The sequence below is a fragment of the Frankia umida genome (genome assembly GCF_023242945.1).
Classification (GTDB): Bacteria; Actinomycetota; Actinomycetes; order Frankiales; family Frankiaceae; genus Frankia; species Frankia umida.
This window is the reverse complement of the sequence record NZ_JALKFT010000025.1, coordinates 22,614-43,950: the sequence shown is the minus strand read 5'-3', so window position 1 is coordinate 43,950 and position 21,337 is coordinate 22,614. Positions and strand designations below refer to the sequence as shown.

The window sequence follows — 21,337 nt, the reverse complement described above, 5'->3', positions numbered from 1 at the left end:
ACGCCGTCGCGGGCCACGGCAGCACTGCCGCCGGTCCGCGCCCGGACCGTGGTCAGCCGACGGTCGGCAGATCAGCGGGCGCGGTGGCGAAGGCCCGCAGAAAAGTGGTGGCCGCCGCCTCCGCCACCCGCCGCACCTGGGTGGCGTCCAACGGTCTGGTCCCCAGCGCGGAGCGGGTCGCCACCGGACCGGTGATCAGCGCAAGGAACTGCTCGGCTGCCTCCACCGGATCCGTCAGTGTGAGCCGCCCGGCCAGGGCGAACCGGGCGAGCCGGTCCGCGAAAGCCTCCTCCACCTGGTCGGGTCCGCTCGCACCGATGGCGTCGAACAACTTCGGAAACCGGACGATCTCGGCGTTCAGGAGACGCCGCAGCGCCCAGGACTCCGCCGAGCAGTAGCAGCCCAACAATCCCTCGCCGACGTCAGCCAACGCGGTGTGCAGATCCGCCGCGTCCACAGCCAGCCGGGTGACCACCGCACGGCTACGCGCGGTGGCCTTCTCCGCCGTGGCGGTCATGGCTCGCACGAACAGGTTTTCCTTGCTGTCGAGATGGTTGTAGATCGTGGGCTTCGCCACACCCGCCTCGGCCGCGATCGCATCCACGCTCGCCTGCGCGTAACCTTCACGCGCGAAAACCAGGAAGGCGGCATCCAGAATCGCCTGCCGTTTGTCGATTCTGCCCCGTGTGCCAGGACTTCCGGCCGCCGCCCGTCGCACGCCATCACTTTACCTTCCAGGAGCTGGTGACGACATCGCCGCCCTGAGGGGCCGCATCGCCGCACTGACCTGCCAGACGGCCTGACTCCGCGACCCGCCCGCCAGCTCGGCGCGCCTCCAGCTCCTGGGCATGTTCGTGGCGCTCCAGGTCCGAGACTCTCGCGGGATGGCGGGCAGGTCAGGCGGCACCCAGACCGCGGCGCAGGACCACGAGCTGCTCGTCACGGGCCCGCCGCAAGGTCGGCGTGTCCAGGCCGGCGAACCCGTGGCCGGCGTCGGCGAAGGTGTGCAGCTCGACCGGGACGCCGGCCTGCATGAGCCGCAGCGCGAACAGGATCCCCTCGTCGCGCAGCGGGTCCCGGCCCCCCACGGCCAGGTAGGTCGGCGGCAGCCCGGTGAGGTCGACCGCCCGGGCGGGAGCCGCGTACGGACTGACCTCGGTCGCCTCGTCACCGAGGTAGAGGCGCCAGCTCTGGACTGCCAGCGGCCGGTTCCATACCGGGGTGTCCACAGCAGCCACCATGGACGGCGTCCGCAGTCGACGTCGAGGGCGGGCATGGTCAGGCTCAGGAACCGTGGTGACGGACCACCGGTGTCGCGGGTGCGTAGCGCCACCCCCAGCGCCAGGGTCGCGCCGGCGCTGACCCCGACCAGCCCGATCCGGTCCGGATCGGCGCCGAGGTCGCTGGCCGGGGCCGCGGCCCAGGCCAGGGTGCTGACGCAGTCGTCCAGGCCGGCGGGGAAGGGATGTTCGGGGGCCAGCCGGTAGCCGACCGACATCACCACCGCCTCGGCGCCGAGGGCGAGCGCGGCGACGTTGTCGTGCACCCGGTCGAGACTGCCGAGCACGAACGCACCGCCGTGCAGATAGACCGCCAGCGGGAGCGGGGAGCCGCTGTGCGGGCGATAGACCCGGGCCCGGATCCGCACGTCCTCGCCGATTCCCCGCAGGACGTGGTCGGTGATGGTGAGCCCCGGCGCCGGGGGCGGCGTGTCGATGTGCGACGCCGCCTGCTCGGCACGGTCCCTGCGGATCGCCGCGGCGAGATCAGTGATCGTTTTTACTCCCGGCGTCGCGGCCCGACCCGGCACGACGCTGCCCTCCTGCACCCGGTCCGCAGGCAGTCGAGCCGCGTCGATGACCTCCCATCCACCCATAAGCGCATGCTAGCCTTCGGACCATTAAATTGAAACGATCGGTTCAGTTTTTCTTGATTTTCGTTTCACTGGGGGGATCATGGCGTACCTGGTCACGGCCGCGGTCGGCTTCGTAGGGCCTGATCGTCGTCTGCCGGCCCCGGCCGCGGTGATGTCTCTCGGCGGTCCGCGAAGGCGCGGTCCGCGGTGAGCTGCTCTCGCTACGCCGAGGCGTCCGTCGGGGCCGCGGTGAACGCGCGGAGAAACGTGCTGGTCGCAGCCTCCGCGGTGCGTCGCCGCTGGGTCTGGTCGAACGGGCGGGTGCCGAGCGCCGACCGACCCGCGACCGGCCCGGTGAGCAGAGCGAGGAACTGTTCCGCGGCCTCGACGGGGTCGGTCAGCTGCAGCCGGCCGGCCAGCGCGAGCCGGGCGAGCCGATCCGCGAACAGCTCGCCCACCTGCTCGGGGCCACTGGCACCAAGCAGGTCGTACAGGTCCGGAAAGCGGGTGATTTCGGCGTGCAGCAGGCGACGCAGCGCCCACGAGTCGTCGGCACAGTAGCACTCCAGCAGCGCGCAGCCGACGTCCACGAACGCGACGCGTACGTCGGCCACGTCAGCGGAAAGCCGGCTGACCGCGGCGATCGTCTTGACCGAGGCCCGGTCGGCAGTCGCCGTCATCGCGTGGCGGAACAGGCTCTCCTTGTTCTCGAAATGGTTGTAGATCGTGGGCTTGGCCACGCCGGCCTCGCCCGCGATCAGGTCGATGCTCGCCTGCGGATAGCCCTCACGCGCGAACACGGCGAAGGCCGCGTCCAGGATCGCCTGCCGCTTGTCGATCCGCCCCCGCGCCCCGACCGCACCGGCCGTACCGGCCGCGGCAGTGCCTGTTCTCCGCATCCTCCTACGTTACCGGGGGTTCAACGGGAGGTGGCTACTGCGCTCCGGAGCGAAAGTTTCACATTTTCCGCAATTCCGGCTGACTGCACGGGTGTTTTTTCGCATTCTGTCGGCTCATCGTTTCACAGAGAGGTCGATCCATGTCTGGTCCGGACTCCGAAAACCACCCCTCCCCCACCGCCGACGTGCCCCTCGGCGTGCTCGACCTGGTTCCCGTCAGCGCCGGGGAGAGCATCGCCGACGCACTGGGCAACACCACCGCGCTCGCCCGCCGCGCCGACCAGCTCGGCTACCGGCGCTACTGGATCACCGAACACCATCTCAACGCCAGCACAGCCGGACTGTCAGCGACCTTGCTGACGGCTCTGGTGGCCGCGGCGACATCGCACATCCGGGTAGGTTCGGCCACGTTGCAGCTGGGCCACCGCACCGGACTGTCGGTGGCGGAGGAATGGGGTCTGCTCGACGCGCTCTATCCCGGCCGGCTCGACCTGGGCCTGGGCCGCGCCGGCTGGCACCCGCCCGAGCCCGCTCCCACCGATGACGCCGTCCAGGCTCCCGCGTCGCAGCGGCGCCTGCGCGGCTCGAACCTGTTCGCCCTGCACCGGCAGTTGCTACCCCGCCACAACGCCACCAGCCCCGACTACCACAACCAGGTGGCCGAGGTCGCGGGCCTGCTGGCAGGAACGCACCGTGTCGGCGACCTGCTGGTTGCGGCTGTCCCCGCGCACCGGGCCCAGGTGCAGCTCTGGGTGCTGGGGCGTACCGCCAGCGAGAGCGCCCAGGTCGCCGGCGCGCTCGGCCTGCCCTTCGCGACGAACCACCACGCGAGCCCGGCCACGACCATGGAGGCGATCGACGCCTACCGGGCCGCCTTCCGCCCCTCGCCCACGCTGTCGCGCCCATACGTGGTCATCACCGCGGACGTGGTCGTAGGCCCCGACGAGCAGTCCGCGCGGCGCGCAGCGGTCGGCCACGACGTGTGGACCCTGGCCAACCGTACCGGTGCGCCGACCGTCTTCCCGACCCCGCAGCAGGCCGAGGCGCACACCTGGACGGCGCCGGACCGGGAGCTCGTCGCCGATCTGGGACAGGCCCGGCTGATCGGTTCCGCTCGGCAGGTCGCCGACGGGCTCCGCGGGCTACGGGACCGCTTCGACGCGGACGAACTGCTGGCGGTCACCACGACCTTCGCCCACGCCGACCGCCTGCGCTCCTACGAGCTGCTCGCCGAGCAGTGGCAGTTCTGAATCCAGGTCAACGCCCGGGCTTCCTTCGAAACCTGGCGGACCGCCACCGGAGGTCCAGTCCCCATACATGTGAGCGTGTTCGCCGCCTCCGGCGAGACGCTGCGGATCTCCGGCATCCTCGCCGACACAGACGAGTCCGGAAGTACAACTCGGTGCGGGCCAGCGCTCCTGCGCCAGCGAGGACGTCCACGCGACGAGCCGGCTCGGCGCCACCCCGACGTGGTCGTCGGCAGCGTGCACGCTCACCGAGAACGGCGAAGGCCGCGGTGCGTCGGTGCGGGGCACACCGACGCACCGCGGTTCTCACTGAGGCGCAGTGTGAGTCCGTACCCGACCAGGACGATGAGGTGGATCAGGAAAAGCCAGAAGCCGACCGCGACGGCCGCGCCCACCGCGGAGAAACCACCGAACGGCAGTCCGAGATCCAGGGTGAAAGACAGGAAGAGCACGAATCCCTGCACGAACCCCGCGACGAAGGATCCGGTCGCTCCCGCCGCGCACAGCGTCGCGGTCCAGGCTGGCCGGCCTGGACCGACCACCCGATAGACGAAGGTCAGGGTCACGGTCAGGACCAGCCAGTCGACGGTGAACGCGACGACCACGCCGAGAGCCGCCGACAGGCCGCTGTCGGCGAACAGGCGGGCCAGGATCGGCGTCACGAGCAGTACCGGGAGCAGCAGCACCGGCGCGGCGGCGAGCAGCGGCAGCACGCTGAGCCGGCCCCGCCATCCGACCAGGTTCTCGCGCTGTCCGGCGAGGCGGACGAACGCCCGGCGCAGCCCTTCGCCGTAGAACGTGGCCGGCACCGCCGCGCCTGCCACGACCAGTGGCGACATCGTCGCGGCAGCCTGGAACGCCGTGTGGACGACCGCGGGCGCGCCCAGACCGCCGGGCAGGGCCTCGGCCAGCGAGCGGCCGAACTCGCGGGTGCGTGCCTCGCCGAGTAACAGGTCGATCAGGCTGATCGCGACCAGCACGCCTGGGACGATCGCGATCGCGGCATAGTAGGTGACCCCGGCGGCTATCAGCGCAAGATCGTGGCCGCGCAGGCCGTCGACGACATCCCGGCGCAACGCCGCGACCTGGCAGACCACTCTTGTCAGGGCGCCTTCCATGCCGACAGCATCCCTGGTCGACCAGCCCGGTCCGGCGCGCCACCCTCGCCGCCGCGGGCGAGTGCCCGCAGGCGTTCCTCGGCCGCCCGCCGGGACACCGCCGCCAGCGGCGCGAAGATCTCGCTGCCGTGGAAGGCGCCCGGATAGGAGTGCAGCTCGACGCTGACCCCCGCGGCCAGCAGGCGCACCGCGAACGCGATGCCCTCGTCCCGGGCGGGGTCGAGCTCCATGGTGGCCAGATAGGTGCTGGGCAGTCCGGCGAGATCCGTCGACCACATCAGCCGCGGCCGGGCCGGCGTCAACATCGTCACCTCGGCGCCCACCGGCACCGCACTCAACTTCAACCGCGCCGAGGCCGAGCATCCCGAACACGACGAGCGTTACCGGATCGCGGCCGAACACCTCGACGTGCTGCGTGGGCTGTGGGACTCCTGGGAGCAGGGCGCCCTCGTCCGCGACCGGGAGTCCGGGGTCTTCTTCGACGACGCCCGGCTGCACACCCTCGACCACCACGGCGAGCATTTCGCCGCCCGTGAGGCCGACGGCGTCTTCCTCGGGCCGAAGTCGCACCCGGCCGCACTCGCCTGTGCCCAGGACATCGCCCGGCGCGCGGCGGCCTTCGGCCGCACCGGCGATGCCGCACCGGTGCTGTTCACCGCCATCACCCCGTTCGTCGGCTCGACCGAGCAGGAGGCCAGGCGCATCCACCGGGAGATCGCCGACCTGGTCAACGTCGACGAGGCGCTGCGGTACCTGTCCCTGAACTTCGGTGGGCACGACTTCACCGGCTATGACCTCGACGCACCGTTCCCGGAGCTCGGCGAGACCGGCCAGGACGCCTTCCAGGCCACCAGTACCCGGATCAAGGGAGAGGCCAGGCGCAGCGGCGCGACACTGCGCCAGATCGCACTGGACGCGGTGACGCCGCGCGGCGAGTTCCTCGGCACCCCCGAACAGATCGCCGACCGGCTGGCGCACTGGTTCGAGACCGGCGCGACGGACGGCTTCATGCTGCTCGAGGCGATGCCCCAGGGGCTGCGCACCTTCGTCGACCACGTGGTGCCGATCCTGCGGGAGCGGGGGCTTGTGCAGCGGGAGTACCCGCAGGGAACCCTTCGCGCCTCGCTCGGTCTGCCCGTTCCCCCCAACCGCTTCGCCACGATCGAGGAGGCGGGCCCGTCGGCGACGGCGGCTCAGGCCACCCCTCGTGGATCCTCCTCCTCGACGACGGCCTAGCTCGCGGTCCGCTCAACCGACGGTGGACGGGCGTGTGGCGGTGGCCGGCGGGCGGACCTGGGCCGCCCGGGACCGGCGCCGCGGCGCGAAGGCGCGCAGGAACGTGCGTACCCCGGCGTCGACCGCCGCGACGAGGGCGGGCCGGCCGATGGGGCGGGTACCCAGCGCGCTCATCGCGGGCAGGTCACCGGCGATGAGCGCCATGAACTGGGAGGCGGCGATGTCCGGGTCCTCGATCTCGAGCAGCCCGCGGTTGGCCAGCCGGGCGAGCCAGCCAGCGAGCGCGTTGCGCACCGGCACCCCGCCGAGCCCGACGACCTCGTCGTACAGGTCGGGCATCCGGGCCGCCTCGGCGTACAGCAGCCGTTGCAGGGTCCAGCCCTCATCGCTGAGCTGACAGTCGAGCACCAGGAGCGCGACCTCGGCGAGCTGCGCGGCGATATCGGCCCGGCCACCCGGATCGTCGGCCGCCCCGGACAGGGTGTCGAACGCACTGATGATCTTGGTGGCGGAGAGTCGGGCGCCGTCGCGCATCACCGTGCGAAACAGCGACTCCTTGTCGTCGAAGTGGTTGTAGACCGTCGGCTTCGAGACTCCGGCGAGGGTCGCGATCCGGTCGATTCCGGCGGCCGGGTAGCCGTCCTCGACGAACACCCGCATCGCGGCGTCGAGGATCGCCTCCCGCTTGGCGACCCGCCCCCGCGAGATCGGGCGGTGCTCGGTGCCGGCCATGCCGCCGATCGTACAACGCTCCCTGGTGATCGAATAAAAGAAAACTACACCAGATGGTTTAGTTTTCAGTGAATCACGGTGTAGATTTTGCCGGACGAGCCCGGCCGGCAGTGGCCGGCCCCTCACGACGTCACACGGCAAGGAGACCCGGATGACCACCGATGCCGACGCGCCCACCGCGGGTGCGCGCAGCACCGCCCCGCCCCCCGCGGCCGGCGCACCGCCCCGGACCGCCGCCCTCGGGCCTGTGCTCGCGGCCATCGTGGGGGCCGAGTTCGTCCTGCAGCTCGACGGCACGATCATGGCCGTCGCGCTGCCCGACGTGCAGAACGCGCTGGGGCTGTCCACCGGCTCGCTGTCCTGGGTGGTCAACGGTTTTCTGCTGGCCTTCGGCGGCCTGCTGCTGCTCGGCGGTCGCCTCGGTGACGTGCTCGGCTACCGCACCACGTTCCTCGCCGGTCTGGCCCTGCTGTGCGGCGGCTCGCTGCTGGCCGGGTTCGCCACGGACTTCGGCGTGCTGCTGGCCGGCCGGGTCGTGCAGGGCTCCGGCGCGGCACTGGCGGGGCCGGCCGGTCTGGCGCTGCTGGCGACCACCTTCACCGGCGCCCGCCAGCAGCGGGCGTTCGCGACCTACTCCACGGTGACGGGCCTGGCCGCGTCCGCCGGCATGATCCTCGGTGGGCTGCTCACCGACCTGGCCAGTTGGCGTTGGACGCTGCTCGTCAACGCGCCGATCAGCCTGCTCATCGGCCTGCTCGCGCTGCGCGTGCTGCCCGTGGTCCCCCGCGGCGGGCAGCGCCGGCCGCTCGACCTGCCCGGGGCGGCGCTGTCCGTCGTGGGCATGACCGCGCTGGTGTTCGGCTTCGTCCGGGCCGCCGACGCCGGGTGGGGCGACCCCGGCGCGCTCGTGGGTCTGGCCGGGGGCGCCGTCGTCCTGGCCGGTTTCGTCCTACGGGAGTCGCGGGCGGCGTCGCCGCTGCTGCCACTGCGGGTTCTCACGCACCGCAACCGCGCCGGCGCGTTCGTCGACCTGCTGCTGATGGCCTTCACCCTGACCAGTTTCCTGTTCTTCCTCACCCAGTTCCTGCAGCGCGTTCTGGACCTCACGCCGCTGGTCACGGGGCTCGCGTTCCTGCCGTTCGGTGTGGCACTGCTGATCACCGCCCGGTTCGTCCCGCGGATTCTCACCCGGGTGAACCCGAAGACGCTCGCCATCATCGGTTTCGTCGTCATGGGCCTGGCGATGCTCTGGCTCACCCGGCTCGACGACACCAGCGGCTACGCCACCGACATCCTCGTGCCGATCACCCTGCTCGGGGCCAGTGCCGGTGCCGCGGTCGTGCCGTTGAACCTGATCGTGCTCGGCGAGACGGCACCCGAGGAGATCGGCGTCACCTCGGCGGTGCTCCAGTCGGCGCTGTCGGTCGGCGGTTCGCTGGGCCTCGCGGTCCTGCTGACCCTGTTCACCCGGGGAGATGACGTGGCCGAGGGCGTCACCTACGCTTTCCGGGGCGGCGTGGGCATCGCGACCGCGGCCGCGGTCATCGGCATCCTGGTGTGGTACATCCCGCTCGGGAAGTCCCGCACCACCGCCACCACTGCTACCACTGCTATCGCCACCGGCACGCACGCCGACGCCTGACCGGCCCGGCCCGGCCGTGGGCGCCGGGATCAGGGAGGTTTCGCATGGTCGAGCTGGCGGAGACCGCGCCACGGCAGCTGCGTGCGCACGCCCGCCGCAACCGCGACCGCATCCTCGCGGTGGCCAGGGACGCGTTCGCCAACCGCAACGGCGACATCTCCCTCAACGAGGTGGCCCGCCGGGCCGGCGTGGGCACCGGCACGCTGTTTCGCCACTTCCCCAACCGGGACGCGCTGCTCGAGGCCCTCATGCACGACCGCACCGAGGCGCTGTGTACCGAGGCCGAACGGCTGCTCGGGGTGCCCGCCGACGACGCGGGCAGCGCTTTGTTCGAGTGGCTGACCGACCTTGTCGACCACGTCGCCGCCTACCAGGGCGTCTCGGCGGTGCTGCTCGCCGAACAGGACGCGGACTCGGCCCTGCACGCCGCCTGCCACGCCGTCGACCAGGCGGCCACGTCCCTGCTGCGGCGGGCCCAGCAGACCGGCGCGGTCCGCGCGGACCTCGCCCCGGACGAGCTGATCTCGCTGATCGGCGCGATCTCCTGGGTGAAGGAACAGGCTCCCGACCGCGACGCCCACGTGCGCGCCCTGCTCACGGTCATGATCGACGGCCTGCGCACCTCACCGCCGCGAACCCGCAGCGCATCCGCGCGGTGAAAGGGCCAGACGACCCGACCCGCGGTGGGTCAGCGGTTGAGGTAGGCGGCGAGGCCGCCGAGGTCCTCGTCGGCGATGAACGCTGAGCGCACGTTGAGGATGGCTTCCTCGGCGTGGGCGAGGCAGCCCCACGCCGAGTCGCCCCAGGGGTCGGCGACCTTGAGCTCGGCGGGTGCGGTGCATCCGTGGCTGCCGCCGAGCTGGCAGTGCTTCGGGTGTGGGGCGCTGGCGTGGGTGGCCGCGGCGGCGCGCATCTGGGCGGCGAGTGCGGTGGCGGCGGTGGCGCGCAGCTCCGCCTCGGCGCGCAGCCGCTGTTCCGCGCGCACCGCCCTGGCCAGCTCGGCCCGGGCCGCTTCGGCGTGCGCTTCGGCGCTTTGTCGGGCCTGTTCGCTGTGGTGGCGTTCGATGGCCAGGGCCGCGGTGCCGGCGAAGACCCGGGTGAGGGCGAGGTCGCTGTCCTGCGGGACGCGGGGGATGCGGTGGTACATGGCGAACGTGCCCAGCAGGCTGCCGTCGCGGGCCAGGATGGGCGTGGACCAGCAGGCGCCGAGACCGGACCGCCCGGCCAACTCCCGGAAGTCGTCCCACAACGGGTCGGTGGCGATGTCGGTGACGATGACCGGTTCGCGCCGGTGGGCGGCGGTGCCGCAGGAACCGATGCCCTCCCCGGTGGCGATCCCGTCGATGGCCTGGTTGTAGAAGTCGGGCAGGCTGGGTGCGGCGCCGTGGCGCAGCCGCGTGCCGTCCGAATCGGCGAGCAGAACGGAGACGAGCACCTCCTGCGGGGCGAGGTTCTCGATGCAGCGGGCCATCCCGTCGAGCACCTCGCCCAGCGGCGCCTGGCGGGCGATCTGTTCCAGCAGGGCACGATGTTCGGCCATCAGCTGTTGCGCGTGCCTGACCTGGGTCGTCTCCACGCCGATGATCAGAATCCCGGTCACGTCGCCGTTGGCGTCGCGGCGCGGCTCGTAGGTGACGTCGAAGAACGTCTCCTGCTCGTGCGCGCCGACACCTCGCACGACCCGCACGTCCCGCTCGATGTGGGACTCGGCGCTGCGGTGGACCCGGTCGAGCGGGGCGAGGAGACTCCGCCCGGCCAGGTCGGGCCCCAGCTCGGCGAGCGGTGTGCCGATGCCCGCCCGTTCGTCGCCGATCACGGCGAAGAAGGCCGGGGTCGCCGCCTCGACCACGTGGGCCGGGCCGGCCAGCGACGCGAACACGGCGACGGACTGCCCGAACAGATCCCGCAGATCTCCCCGCGTGCTCCGCATGCTCTGCGTGATGCTCTGCGTGCCCTGCCTGACAGCCGCCGGATCCGCTGCGACGGATTGCAGCCCTGGGATCTCCGTCATGGCGTTGCTGCCTCTTTCTGGGGCTGCGAGGGATGCGTCGAGGGTGTGCCCGCCGGTGACGGATGGCCAGCGTACGGGGAAAGGGAACGATACTGCCGGGAAAGCCCGCCGGCGTGACGAGGAGCCATGCCGGATCGGCGATCTCATGGTCACCGACGGCGGGTGGGCGAAGGCGGCGGGCGGGCCGGGAAGTCGCTGATCCGCGGCTCTCCGCAAGGGGCCGACCCCTGTGCCGCGAAACACCGATTGGCGCAGATCAGGACCCCTGTTGCATACCGGAATACCACGCCGGTATGCTCCTGTTCCACAGCGGGCCAGCGGGCGGGGAGGGCAGTACGGTGGGTGACGTTCTATTGTGAGCGCCGCCTGTCCCGACCCCTTCACCACCGCACCCTGAGCTTTCCTCCTCGCGCGCTGCGCCCAGCGCGAGACACACCTCTTCTCTGATCCTCAGAGACATCCTCCCGGAACTGGTCGACATCGACGTCGGCACAGGCATGCCCACGGCCGCTGGTGCTCTTCTTCGACGAGATCGATGCGCTGCAGGGGCAGAGCCTGCTGAGTGTTCTCAGCCAGTTGCGCAACGGTTTCCGTGGTCGCCCCAGCCATTTCCCCGCCTCGGTCGCGCTGTGCGGCCTGCGCGATGTCCGCGACTACGGGTCCGCCGCGGGTGAAAAATCATCGCGGCTCGGCACGTCCAGCCCTTTCAACATCAAACTGGAGTCGCTGCGGCTCGGGGACTTCACCGTGGACGAGGTGACAGAGCTCTACGCTCAGCACACGGCGGACACCGGGCAGGAGATCACCCCGGCCGCGGTGGCGAGAACCTTCGAGCTGACCGCCGGCCAGCCGTGGCTGGTGAACGCGCTCGCCCACGAGGTCGTCGTGAAGCTCGCGGTACCGGCCTCGGCACCGATCACCGTCGACCATCTGGAGCAGGCGAAGGAACGACTGATCCTCACCCGGGCAACCCATCTGGACTCGCTCGCGGCCCGCCTCGCCGAGCCCCGGGTCCGCCGCATCGTGCAACCGTTGCTGGCCGGTGATCTCGTTCAGCTCGATCCCTACGACGATGACCTCGCCTACGCTCGCGACCTCGGCCTCATCGCCACGAAGAATCCGGTGCGTATCGCCAACCCGATCTACCGGGAAGTCGTGGTCCGGGTCCTGACCGCCCAGGTCGAGGCCAACATCGTGGCGGATCCGCGCAGCTTCGTCCGGGCAGACGGCCGGTTCGACCTGCCGCTGCTGCTGCGGGAGTTCGCCGATTTCTGGGTCGAACACGGCGAGGTCCTCACCTCGACCGAGCACTACCACGAGGTCGCCCCGCAGCTTGTCCTGATGGGCTTTCTGCAGCGCGTCGTCAACGGCGGCGGCTTCGTGGAACGTGAGTACGGTGTCGGCGCCGGGCGGATCGATCTGCTGGTGCGCTGGCCGTACCCGGATCAGGAGGGCGGACGCCGCTGGCAGCGCGAGGCCCTCGAACTCAGGGTCTGGCACCCCGGCCGGGCGAACCCGCTGCCGCAGGGCCTGACCCAGCTCGACCGCTACCTCGACCGCCGCGGCCTCGACACCGGAACTCTCATCGTGTTCGACCGCCGGCCCTCCGCCCCCGACATCACCGAACGCACCGAACTGGACGCCACCACCACCCCGTCCGGCCGCCTGGTGACCCTCCTACGAGCCTGACCCGTCGCCACCGGACCGTTTGAGCAACGGTTCACGCGCCCGTGGCTCGCGGCTGTGCGCTGCTGCGTTGGCCGTCCCCGACGGCCAACGTCGGAGCCAGAATTACGATCATGAAAAGCAGCAGTGGGACGGCGAGCATCGCGGTGTGCAGGCCGAGCAGGGCGGACAGGGCGCCGACCAGGACGGGGCCGGTCAGCCAACCGAGGTAGCCGAAGGTCGCGTAGGCCGCCACGGACGTCCCGGCGCCCTGACCGACCCGGGCCATCGCCGACATGCCGGACGGGTAGACGCAGGCCGCGCCCGTGCCCACCGCGGCGAACCCGAGGATGCCGGTGACGGTTCCCGCGCCGGTGGCGCCGGTCGCCAGTGCCAGCCCGAACAGGACGGCCGCGGCGCCGGCCAGCGTGCGCACGAGCCGGCCCGGCCCGAACCGGACAGCCGCACGGTCACCGATGGTCCGGGTCGCCAGCATGCAGCCACTGAACGCCGTGTAGCCGAGGCCGGACACACCGGCGGCGGCCCCGGTCACCTCCTCGAGGTACAGCGCGCTCCAGTCGGCGGCGACGCCCTCGCACAGCAGCGACCCGAACGCCATCGCGCACAGCGCCACCGATGTTCGGGGCATCCTCCCGACTCGGGACCGCACGCCCATCCGCCCCGGCGAGCGCTCCGGCGCCGAGCGGCCGGGCCTGCGTGCACGCGAGGCGTCCGGCGAGGGCGCGACGGCGGGTGGCGGTGAGCCGTCCGGCCTGGGCGGGCCGTTCAGCGGAGGCGGGACGGCCGGGATCGGGCCGGCGGTGGGAATCGGGTCGACGGTGGGAATCGGGTCGGTGGGGAGCATGGCCAGGGTGGCGGGCAGGATCGTGGCCAGGGAGAACGCGCCGACGCCGACGATCTGGGCGGCGAGGGGGATGTCCAGGCCGGCGCAGGCCGAACCGACGCCGGCGCCGAGCAGCGCGCCGCCGGCCCAGGCGGCATGGGCCGAGGTCATGATCGGACGGCCGTAGTGCCGCTCGACCTGGGCGATCTGGGTGTTCAGGGCGACGTCCAGGGCGCTGCTGGCCGCACCCCACAGCGCGATGGCCACGAACAGTTCACCGATGTTGCCGGCGATCGGGACCAGATTCCAGACCACGCAGGTCAGCACGAGCGTGGCGCGCACGACCACGCGGCTGGCGAACCGGCCGAGCAGCCGTCCGGTGAGCCAGATCGTCGCGACCGCGCCGAACGGCGCGCCGAGCAGCGCCGCCCCGAGGGCACCGTCGGACAGACCCAGGTCCGCGCGGACATCGGGAATCCGCGGCGCCCAGCAGCCCGCCAGCAAACCGAACGCCACCATGGCGATCATGCAGGCGACCCGGGCCCGCCGCGGTGGCACGTCCGCCGGCACTGTGGTCCTCGCCCTCCTCCGGATCGGCAACGTGACGTTTCCCGCGTCCGGGGACCTGGTGACCCAGGTACGGGCGTGTGGGCTCGCGGCTCGGGCAGACTTGGACGGTGGCTGACGACGACGCGTACCAGTTGCCTGACGATCCGTACCAGTGGCTCGAGGACGTTCTCGGCGATGAGGCGCTGACCTGGGTGCGGGAACGCAACGCCGAGACGTCCGCCGAGCTCGCCGAATCCGACCGGTTCACCGCGCTTCGGGGCGAGATCCGCGAGGTGCTGGACGCCGACGACCGTATCCCCTACCCGGTGCGCCGCGGCGAGCATCTGTACAACTTCTGGCGGGACGCGGCGCATCCTCGTGGTCTGTGGCGGCGCACGACGCTCGCCTCCTACCGCACCGCCGAGCCCGCGTGGGAGATCGTGCTCGACGTGGACGCGCTCGGCGCCGCCGAGGACGAGAACTGGGTGTGGCACGGCGCGCAGGTGCTGCGGCCCGGTTACCGGCGGGCGCTGGTCAGCCTGTCCCGCGGCGGCGCGGACGCCAGCGTGATCCGCGAGTTCGACCTGGTCGACAAGGCCTTCGTGGCCGACGGTTTCACCCTGCCGGAAGCCAAGAGCTCGGTGGGATGGATCGACCTGGACCGGATCTACGTCGGCACCGATGTCGGCGAGGGCACCCTCACCGCGTCCGGATATCCGCGGCTGGTGCAGGAATGGCGGCGCGGCACGCCCCTTTCCGAAGCCGTCACCGTGTTCGAGGGAAAACACGAGGACGTCTCGGTCAACGCCTACCATGATCCGACCGAGGGCCACGAACACGACATCATCCACCGCAGCATCGACTTCTACCGGGACGAGACCTACCTGCGCACTCCGTCCGGGCTGGTCCAACTCGACGTCCCCGACGACGCGCACAGTTCGATCCACCGCACCTGGCTGCTCGTCACCACCCGCTCGCAGTGGTCCGTGGACGGGAATGTCTATCCGTCGGGCGCGCTGCTCGCCCTTGACCTGTCCGCCTTCCTGACCGGACGGCGCGATTTCGACGTCCTGTTCGCCCCGGACGAGCACACCTCACTCGAATACCACACGTGGACGCGCCACCATCTGATCATCGGCACCCTGCGGGACGTCCGCACCGAGCTGACGGTGCGCACCCCCGGGCCGGACGGCTGGACGAGCACTGTCCTGACCGGTCTCCCGGACACCGGCGCGGTCTACATCAGCGACACCAATCCGGACGACGATGACGAGTACCTGCTCACCGCCAGCGGCTATCTGCAGCCCGCCACCCTCTACCGCGCCGAACTCACCCCCGCGTCCGGCGGGCAGCCGGAGATCCTGAAGCAGGCGCCGGCGTTCTTTCCCACCGACGGGCAGAGCGTCCACCAGTATTTCGCGGTGTCCGACGACGGCACCCGCGTCCCCTACACCGTCGTCGGCCCGAGCCGCACGCACACCCCGACCGGCGACGTCCCGTCGGACGAGCCCGGGAACGCCGCGGCTGGCGGACCGACACTGCTGTACGGGTACGGCGGTTTCGAGGTCTCGCTGACCCCGGGATACAGCGGAACGATCGGTCGTACCTGGCTCGCCCGCGGCGGCACCTATGTGGTCGCGAACATTCGCGGCGGCGGGGAGTACGGCCCCGACTGGCATCAGGCGGCGCTGCGGGAGAACCGCCTGCGCGCCTACGAGGATTTCGCCGCCGTCGCCCGGGATCTCGTCGCCCGCGGCATCACGACACCGCGTCAGCTCGGCATCGAGGGCGGTTCCAACGGTGGACTGCTGATGGGTGTGATGCTCACCCGGTATCCGGAGCTTTTCGGCGCCGTCGTCTGCTCGGTGCCGCTGCTGGACATGCGCCGCTATCATCTGCTGCTGGCCGGCGCCTCGTGGGTGGCCGAATACGGCGATCCGGACGATCCCGACGACTGGGCGTTCATCAGCGAGTACTCGCCCTACCAGAACGCGCGCCCCGAGCACCGTTATCCGGCCGCGCTGTTCACGACGTCCACCCGCGACGACCGGGTCCACCCCGGGCATGCCCGTAAAATGGTGGCCCGGTTGCGGGAACACGGCCAGAACGTCCGCTACTACGAGAACATCGAGGGCGGCCACGGCGGTGCCGCCGACAACGAGCAGCTGGCACACGTCTCGGCGTTGACGTACGAGTTCCTCTGGCGCACCCTCGCCGCGACCGAGACGCACTGAGCGTTTCCTGCGGCTCAGCCCGCCAACCCCTGGCTACTCCGGGCGGATCACCAGACAGCTGCTGGTCGCGGTGGCGTACAGCTTGCCGGCGGCGTCGGTGATCCGTCCTTCGGCGAGGGCGGTGCGCCGGCCGAGATGGGTGACGCTCGCCTGCGCGGTGACCGGTCCGGTCCGCGTCGTCACCGGCCGCAGGAACTTCAACGCCAGGTCAAGGCTCGTGTAGAACACTCCGGCCGGCAGAAGGGTGTGCACGGCGCAGCCGCAGGCCGAATCGAGCAGGGTCGCGAGGACACCGCCGTGCACCGTCCCCAACGGGTTGTAATGAAACTCCTGCGGTGTCAGTTGGAACGTGGCGGTGCCCTCCGCGAAGGAGACCCCGTCGAAGTCCAGCGTCTTCGTGATCGGCGGCGGCGGGATCACGCCGTCGCGCATCGCCGTGAAGATCTCCACCCCGCTGAGGTCCGCGCCGGCGGCGAGGATCGCACCCGGATCCTCCCAGGTGAACGTGCGCTGCCGGGGCCGGTCGCCGCCCGGTGTCGGCGCCGAACCAGCCATGTCGGACGCTGTCGTCATACCGCCCACGCTAGCCGAGCGGCCCGGCGCGGGACGTGGGGCGCGGGACCCAGCGCGGGCGACGGGGTGCGGGCGACGGGGTGCGGGGTCGGGGTCCGCTCGGCGGGCGGCCAGTAACCCGGCGCGCTATCTACCGGTGAGGAACCCGCACCCAGGCGGGTCCGAGCCAGGCCCCCCGGCCGGGGGGCGGAACGGTGTGCGGATGAGACTCGAGCGCAGTCCTGCCGTGGCAGATCAGGTGGGCCGACTGGCGGCCGCCGCGCTGCTGGCCATCAGCGGCTACATCCACTTCGACCTCTATCGGGACGGGTACCGGGTCATTCCCAGAATCGGCACGATGTTCCTGATCCAGGAAAGCGGCTCGTTCGCGGTGGCCTTCCTGCTCATCATCAGCGGATCGTTCGTCCTGCGCCTGGCCGCGGCCGGGCTCGCGGGCGGCGCGCTGGTCGGCTTTGTCCTGTCGCGAACAGTGGGCGTCTTCGGCTTCACCGAGCGCGGCCTGAACCCAGCACCCGACGCCCTGAACAGCGTTCTCGCCGAGATTGGCGTCCTCGTGATCCTCACCGCCCTGCTCGTGCCCGCCGCCCTGCGCTGGCGCCGCCACCGCATCGCGACCGCCGCTGCCAGCCTTCCCACCCTGGCCTGACTGCCACGTCGCTTTTGATCTTCGTCGTCTTTGATCTTCGCGGAGCAGACCGGGAGGCCGTCAACATCGTTGATTATCTTGGTGGCGACAGCCGGATCGTCACCAAGCAGGACCTGATCGCGCCAGGTGGTGACGAGTGAGGTCCGCAGCCCAGATGCCGAGGGTCGTTCGGCCTCACGCCGAGGGTTGTTCGGAAAATTCGGCCTTCTATTCCCGAAGAAGCCTCGGCATGCCGGCCAAGGACGACGTTCGCCGCCTCTCCCCCGGGTGATCGTCCCCTCTCCCCCGGGTGATCGACGGACGCCGCGCGATCAGGCCCGGCCAGATACCGGACCGTCCAGTCGGCGCCCACCTCGGTCACTCGCAGCGTCCATACGCCCGCCGCGGCGCACTCCCCCGTCGCACCACGAACGAGCAGCCGGCCGCGCGTGGAGGCCGACCCATGAGAGCCGGCGAGGGGACTCGAACCCCTAACCCCTCGATTACAAGACGAGCCACCGTGTATCCGGGCATACCGGAACGTGTTGCATCGTGCCGCAAAATCCGAGGTCAGGGGGATCTACGTGCCGGAACGTGCCGGCGCGTGCCGCGTCGTGCCGGGACATCCGCGCACACAATGCGCACACACGCCGCCCAGGTGCGGCGCACGACACACCGGCATGGCAGACATGTATAGCTTCCTGGCACACAAAGCCCGCCCCGACTACGGTACGTAGTTGATTGCGGCCTAGTGTGGGATCTGCGCGGAGACCGCGGGCCGGATCGGGGGGCGCAGTACTCAGCGGAGCGGGAGTCGACGGACCCGTACGTGGGTGGTGCTGAGCGATACGACGACGCCCTGTTCGAGGTCGGCTTCCAGCGCAGGCAGATTGGCCAGCAGCAGGGCGGCCTGTGCGTCGGGCTTGAGCTGGTCGCCGGATCGGAGCAGGACCAGCGAGGGAGCGGTGCCCCGGCTGAGTGCGAGCAGAGTCGTGAAGTCGCTGTCGGCCGAGATGATCGAACGTCTCTCGGCGACGGCGAACGCGCTGACCTCGGTATCCGGGGAACCGCCAAGCCCGTGCTCGAGGACGTGTGTTGTGTCGATGCCCTTGTCGCGCAGCAGTTCGGCGACCCGCGGTGAGAGGTTCTCGTCGACGAGAAACCTCATGCGGCGATGAACGGACGCTCTTGCGGCATTGTCTCCGCCGCGAACGCGAGAGCGGCGAGCACGTCGTCGCGGGTGAGCGACGGATAGTCGGCGAGCAGCTCCTCGACCGTCGAGCCGGCCGCGAGCTGGCCCAGCACCGCGGACACGGTGATCCGGGTACCGCGAATCGCCGGCGCGCCCGCCATGATCGCGGGATCGGCGGTGATGCGGCTGACGACGGCCATAGCCACGAGTCTACCGTCGGAAGGGCTCTGTTGCATGAGCGAGGTCTGGCGGTCTGGCGGTCCGGGTGCCTGACGAGTCATGATCGGATGGTGCCTCGACGTGCTGCCCGTCCGCCGGTTCCGATGTCCGAGTTCACCGGGTTCCGGTTCCCACCCGAAGTGATCGTGCTGGCAGTGCGCTGGTACTTGCGGTACGCGCTGTCGTACCGGGACGTCGAGGAGCTGCTCGCCGAACGGGGCATCGACGTCGACCACGTCACGGTCCACCGGTGGGTGCAGCGCTTCACGCCCCTGCTCGTCGACGCCGCGCGGCCTTGCCCGCACCGTCCTGGGGACAGGTGGTTCGTCGATGAGGTGCGCCACGAGGCGCTGTGGATTCCTGTGGAGGTGAGAGACCGTGCGCCACGAGGCGCTGTGATCCGTGTGCGGGTGTGAGACCCGCGTCGCCGTTCCGTCGCAGCGGAGCGGCAGAAGCTGGGGGCAGCCGGGTCTGGTGAGACGACGGGACCGGGTGGGGAGCGGCGAGCGGTCTGGAGAAACGGACTGGCGGCAACGTCAGCACCGCGCTCCAGGCCGACTCAACACCTACGTCAAGGTCGCCGGCCGGTGGACCTATCTGTACAGGGCGGTTGACCAGTACGGGCAGGTCATCGACGTCCTGGCCAGCACCCGCCGCGACCAGGCTGCCGCACGCCGGTTCTTGATCGCGGCACTGTCCCACGGCAGCCGGCCGGTCGAAGTCACCACTGACAAGGCACCCGTCTACCCGCGGATCCTCGACGAGCTGCTCCCCGAGGCCTGTCACAGGGATGCCGCCCGGGAGAACAACCGAATCGAAGCCGATCATGGTCGGCTCAAGGCCCGGCTACGGCCCATGCGCGGACTGAAGCGCCTCCGCTCGGTCCAGACCGTCAGCGCCGGGCATGCTCTGGTCCAGAACATCCGCCGCGGCTACTACGAACTCGCCGTCGACACCCACCCGCAGCTGCGGCTGTCCGCCGCATTCACCAAGCTCGCCGCAGCCGTCTGAAGCACCGGGCCGGCCGGGGCCCGGCATGCGCTGCCTTCCCGCAACGCAACAGTGCCCGACGAACTCACCGACGCCGCCTGCCACCGCGCTGGCACCGTCACGTTCCAGATCTTCGCCGGCCTGCTGCCGCTCATCGCCGTGGCGGCACCCGAGAACCGCCCGGACCTGGTCCGCGAGCTCAAGGCCGCCCTCGCCGGCTACTGGGACATCCTGCGGCGAGAACCCGGCGTCAGCGGGCCCGCCGACGCCGTTCCCGCTCCCGCCGCGAGTCCCGGCTCCGTCCTCGATGCGGTTTCCGGCCATCCGAGCGGGCTCAGGCCGTAGCCTCGTCGCACAGCAGGTGGTTCACGCGGGGAGGGACGTGCGGTGGCTGACGCCGACGATGTGTGCCGGCTGGCGCTGGCGTTGCCGGGGGTCGAGGAAGTCCACAGTGAGGGCTTCGACTTCCGGGTGGGCGGCAAGGGGTTCGTCTGGTCGTATCCGGAGCGCCGGCCGGGGCAGCCGCGGCGGATTCGCACCGACGTCGCCGTGCTCTACGTCGGTGACGAGGCCGAGAAGCAGGCCCTGCTGCGCGGCGAACCCGAGCTGTTCTTCACCGCACCCGGCTACGACGGCTTCCCGCTGGTGATGTGCCGGCTGGCCGCGGTGGGCGTCGACCGGCTGACCGAACTCGTCACCGACGCCTGGCGGATGCGCGCCCCGGCCGAGCTCACCACCGAGACCGCATAGCGGCCACGGCCCCTTCCGTTTCCCTCATGTCATAGCCGGGCGAGCAGCTCGGCCTTCTTCGCGGCGAACTCGGCGTCCGTGAGCACACCGCGTTGGTGCAGCTCGCCCAGCCGGTCAAGGGTCGCCAGGATCGCCTCCGCGTCCGCCCCTGCGGCGGCAGGTTCGGACGCCGGGATGGGCTCGGGTGAGGCGGCGGGTTCGGGTGAGGCGGCGGGCTCGGACGGTGCGGTGGGCCCGGGTGTCACGAGTGGCGTGGGGGCTGCCGGGGAGAGGCTGTCCACGGTGAAGGTGCCGTGCTGGCTGGTGAACGACAGTGTTCCTGGCCGGCCACACTGCTGCTGTTGGACGCCGCCGACCCGATGGTCACCGGTGTCGTACACGCTGACCGGTCCGTCATCCCGCTGGACGGCGAGCCGTCGCATGGCGGGGAAGACCGCGTACCGCGCGCCGTTCTGGCTGCCGCTGGCGCTGGGCCGCCCCAGCTCACCGGGCCACCAGCCATCCCCCGTCGAGGACGGGAACGAAGACGGGAACGGGGCTGGGGAAGGAAACGAGGACGGAGCCCACGCGGATGAGGTCCGGGATGCGGGCGGGGTCGGAGTCGTGGTGTGGGGCGCGAACAGGTCCGGGCTGGCCAGCAGGGCCGCGAGGTCGGTGGCGAGGCCGCTGACCCTGGCCTGTAGGGCGGTGTTGAACATGTCACCGACCATGGTCATGCCGCCGGCCATCCACTGCCCGCGTCCGCCGAGGTCGGGGTGGGTGAACTGGGCCTGCGTGCCGTTGCCGGCCAGCACCGCGGCCAGCAGCGTGCGCACCGCCTCGACGCTGACGTCGTAGCGGTGCGCGAGGTCCGCGACGGCCCGCTGGCCCTGGCTCGTCAGCTCACGCATGGCACGTCCCCTCGGGCGGTCGGGTTCCCCGCCGCAGGCTAACCCGACGATCGGACGGGCGGCAGG

The 21,337-nt window shown here is 71.1% G+C and carries 21 protein-coding genes and 3 pseudogenes; 12 read left to right on the top strand and 12 right to left on the bottom strand.

What is annotated here, in order from left to right:
- Positions 1-52 precede the first annotated feature (52 nt).
- The 3 genes and pseudogenes from MXD59_RS20090 to MXD59_RS20080 form a co-directional block, all read right to left on the bottom strand.
- On the bottom strand, positions 53-718 hold the full coding sequence (locus MXD59_RS20090; RefSeq protein ID WP_248815888.1) for a TetR/AcrR family transcriptional regulator: 666 nt from the start codon (positions 716-718) through the stop codon (positions 53-55).
- Between the two features lie 178 nt (positions 719-896).
- Positions 897-1,876: pseudogene (locus tag MXD59_RS27440) on the bottom strand (alpha/beta hydrolase).
- 200 nt (positions 1,877-2,076) lie between these two features.
- Positions 2,077-2,754 (bottom strand): TetR/AcrR family transcriptional regulator, encoded by a 678-nt coding sequence (locus tag MXD59_RS20080; RefSeq protein ID WP_248815890.1) that lies wholly within the window; start codon positions 2,752-2,754, stop codon positions 2,077-2,079.
- A 140-nt stretch (positions 2,755-2,894) separates the two neighbouring features.
- Here MXD59_RS20080 and MXD59_RS20075 point away from each other — a divergent pair, with 140 nt between their 5' ends.
- Positions 2,895-4,004, top strand: coding sequence for an MsnO8 family LLM class oxidoreductase (locus tag MXD59_RS20075; RefSeq protein WP_248815891.1), 1,110 nt, complete (start codon positions 2,895-2,897; stop codon positions 4,002-4,004).
- Positions 4,005-4,246: 242 nt separating this feature from the next.
- Here the strand turns inward: MXD59_RS20075 and MXD59_RS20070 are convergent, their stop codons facing one another.
- On the bottom strand, positions 4,247-5,119 hold the full coding sequence (locus MXD59_RS20070) for a YihY/virulence factor BrkB family protein (protein ID WP_248815892.1): 873 nt from the start codon (positions 5,117-5,119) through the stop codon (positions 4,247-4,249).
- On the bottom strand, positions 5,104-5,349 hold the full coding sequence (locus MXD59_RS20065) for an alpha/beta hydrolase (RefSeq protein ID WP_248826191.1): 246 nt from the start codon (positions 5,347-5,349) through the stop codon (positions 5,104-5,106). Before MXD59_RS20065 ends, MXD59_RS20070 begins: the two co-directional genes overlap by 16 nt.
- Before the next feature lie 13 nt (positions 5,350-5,362).
- Here MXD59_RS20065 and MXD59_RS20060 point away from each other — a divergent pair, with 13 nt between their 5' ends.
- Positions 5,363-6,355: an LLM class flavin-dependent oxidoreductase gene (locus MXD59_RS20060; RefSeq protein ID WP_248826190.1), complete on the top strand. Its 993-nt coding sequence runs from the start codon at positions 5,363-5,365 to the stop codon at positions 6,353-6,355.
- A 12-nt stretch (positions 6,356-6,367) separates the two neighbouring features.
- Here MXD59_RS20060 and MXD59_RS20055 read toward each other — a convergent pair whose 3' ends face one another.
- Entirely contained in the window at positions 6,368-7,087 is a 720-nt protein-coding gene (locus MXD59_RS20055) for a TetR/AcrR family transcriptional regulator (protein WP_248826189.1), read from the bottom strand.
- A gap of 151 nt (positions 7,088-7,238) precedes the next feature.
- Here MXD59_RS20055 and MXD59_RS20050 point away from each other — a divergent pair, with 151 nt between their 5' ends.
- Both MXD59_RS20050 and MXD59_RS20045 read left to right on the top strand, forming a co-directional pair.
- A complete protein-coding gene (locus MXD59_RS20050) occupies positions 7,239-8,729 on the top strand; it encodes an MFS transporter (protein ID WP_248826188.1) in 1,491 nt (496 codons plus the stop codon).
- A gap of 44 nt (positions 8,730-8,773) precedes the next feature.
- Positions 8,774-9,388 (top strand): TetR/AcrR family transcriptional regulator, encoded by a 615-nt coding sequence (locus MXD59_RS20045; protein ID WP_248826187.1) that lies wholly within the window; start codon positions 8,774-8,776, stop codon positions 9,386-9,388.
- 29 nt (positions 9,389-9,417) lie between these two features.
- Here the strand turns inward: MXD59_RS20045 and MXD59_RS20040 are convergent, their stop codons facing one another.
- Positions 9,418-10,659, bottom strand: a complete 1,242-nt coding sequence (locus MXD59_RS20040; protein ID WP_248826186.1) for a GAF domain-containing protein — start codon at positions 10,657-10,659, stop codon at positions 9,418-9,420.
- A gap of 594 nt (positions 10,660-11,253) precedes the next feature.
- On the opposite strand from MXD59_RS20040, the gene MXD59_RS20035 reads away from it, so the two are divergent.
- On the top strand, positions 11,254-12,429 hold the full coding sequence (locus tag MXD59_RS20035; RefSeq protein ID WP_248826185.1) for an ATP-binding protein: 1,176 nt from the start codon (positions 11,254-11,256) through the stop codon (positions 12,427-12,429).
- A gap of 31 nt (positions 12,430-12,460) precedes the next feature.
- On the opposite strand, the gene MXD59_RS20030 is transcribed toward MXD59_RS20035, so the two are convergent.
- The gene (locus tag MXD59_RS20030; RefSeq protein ID WP_248826184.1) at positions 12,461-13,768 is read right to left on the bottom strand and encodes an MFS transporter; all 1,308 of its coding nucleotides are present in this window, start codon (positions 13,766-13,768) and stop codon (positions 12,461-12,463) included.
- A gap of 158 nt (positions 13,769-13,926) precedes the next feature.
- Here MXD59_RS20030 and MXD59_RS20025 point away from each other — a divergent pair, with 158 nt between their 5' ends.
- The gene (locus MXD59_RS20025) at positions 13,927-16,032 is read left to right on the top strand and encodes a prolyl oligopeptidase family serine peptidase (protein ID WP_248826183.1); all 2,106 of its coding nucleotides are present in this window, start codon (positions 13,927-13,929) and stop codon (positions 16,030-16,032) included.
- Positions 16,033-16,065: 33 nt separating this feature from the next.
- Here the strand turns inward: MXD59_RS20025 and MXD59_RS20020 are convergent, their stop codons facing one another.
- Entirely contained in the window at positions 16,066-16,605 is a 540-nt protein-coding gene (locus MXD59_RS20020; RefSeq protein ID WP_248826182.1) for a PaaI family thioesterase, read from the bottom strand.
- Positions 16,606-16,807: 202 nt separating this feature from the next.
- On the opposite strand from MXD59_RS20020, the gene MXD59_RS20015 reads away from it, so the two are divergent.
- Both MXD59_RS20015 and MXD59_RS26615 read left to right on the top strand, forming a co-directional pair.
- Positions 16,808-17,251 (top strand): hypothetical protein, encoded by a 444-nt coding sequence (locus MXD59_RS20015; RefSeq protein WP_248826181.1) that lies wholly within the window; start codon positions 16,808-16,810, stop codon positions 17,249-17,251.
- A 14-nt stretch (positions 17,252-17,265) separates the two neighbouring features.
- Positions 17,266-17,391 carry a hypothetical protein gene (locus tag MXD59_RS26615; protein WP_283097206.1) on the top strand — a complete coding sequence of 42 codons (126 nt, stop codon included), beginning with the start codon at positions 17,266-17,268 and terminating at the stop codon, positions 17,389-17,391.
- A 638-nt stretch (positions 17,392-18,029) separates the two neighbouring features.
- On the opposite strand, the gene MXD59_RS20010 is transcribed toward MXD59_RS26615, so the two are convergent.
- Both MXD59_RS20010 and MXD59_RS20005 read right to left on the bottom strand, forming a co-directional pair.
- Positions 18,030-18,398 carry a DUF5615 family PIN-like protein gene (locus MXD59_RS20010; protein ID WP_248826180.1) on the bottom strand — a complete coding sequence of 123 codons (369 nt, stop codon included), beginning with the start codon at positions 18,396-18,398 and terminating at the stop codon, positions 18,030-18,032.
- On the bottom strand, positions 18,395-18,622 hold the full coding sequence (locus tag MXD59_RS20005) for a DUF433 domain-containing protein (RefSeq protein WP_035953249.1): 228 nt from the start codon (positions 18,620-18,622) through the stop codon (positions 18,395-18,397). Before MXD59_RS20005 ends, MXD59_RS20010 begins: the two co-directional genes overlap by 4 nt.
- A 123-nt stretch (positions 18,623-18,745) precedes the next feature.
- On the opposite strand from MXD59_RS20005, the pseudogene MXD59_RS27435 reads away from it, so the two are divergent.
- The 4 genes and pseudogenes from MXD59_RS27435 to MXD59_RS19985 form a co-directional block, all read left to right on the top strand.
- A pseudogene (locus MXD59_RS27435) lies at positions 18,746-19,058 on the top strand (hypothetical protein); the annotation flags it as partial.
- A gap of 147 nt (positions 19,059-19,205) precedes the next feature.
- Positions 19,206-19,652 (top strand): annotated as a pseudogene (locus tag MXD59_RS19995) (transposase); the annotation flags it as partial.
- A 51-nt stretch (positions 19,653-19,703) separates the two neighbouring features.
- Entirely contained in the window at positions 19,704-19,976 is a 273-nt protein-coding gene (locus tag MXD59_RS19990; protein ID WP_248826179.1) for a hypothetical protein, read from the top strand.
- A 42-nt stretch (positions 19,977-20,018) separates the two neighbouring features.
- Entirely contained in the window at positions 20,019-20,381 is a 363-nt protein-coding gene (locus MXD59_RS19985) for an MmcQ/YjbR family DNA-binding protein (protein ID WP_248826178.1), read from the top strand.
- A 29-nt stretch (positions 20,382-20,410) separates the two neighbouring features.
- Here the strand turns inward: MXD59_RS19985 and MXD59_RS19980 are convergent, their stop codons facing one another.
- Positions 20,411-21,271, bottom strand: a complete 861-nt coding sequence (locus tag MXD59_RS19980) for an SHOCT domain-containing protein (RefSeq protein ID WP_248826177.1) — start codon at positions 21,269-21,271, stop codon at positions 20,411-20,413.
- Between the last annotated feature and the right edge of the window lie 66 nt (positions 21,272-21,337).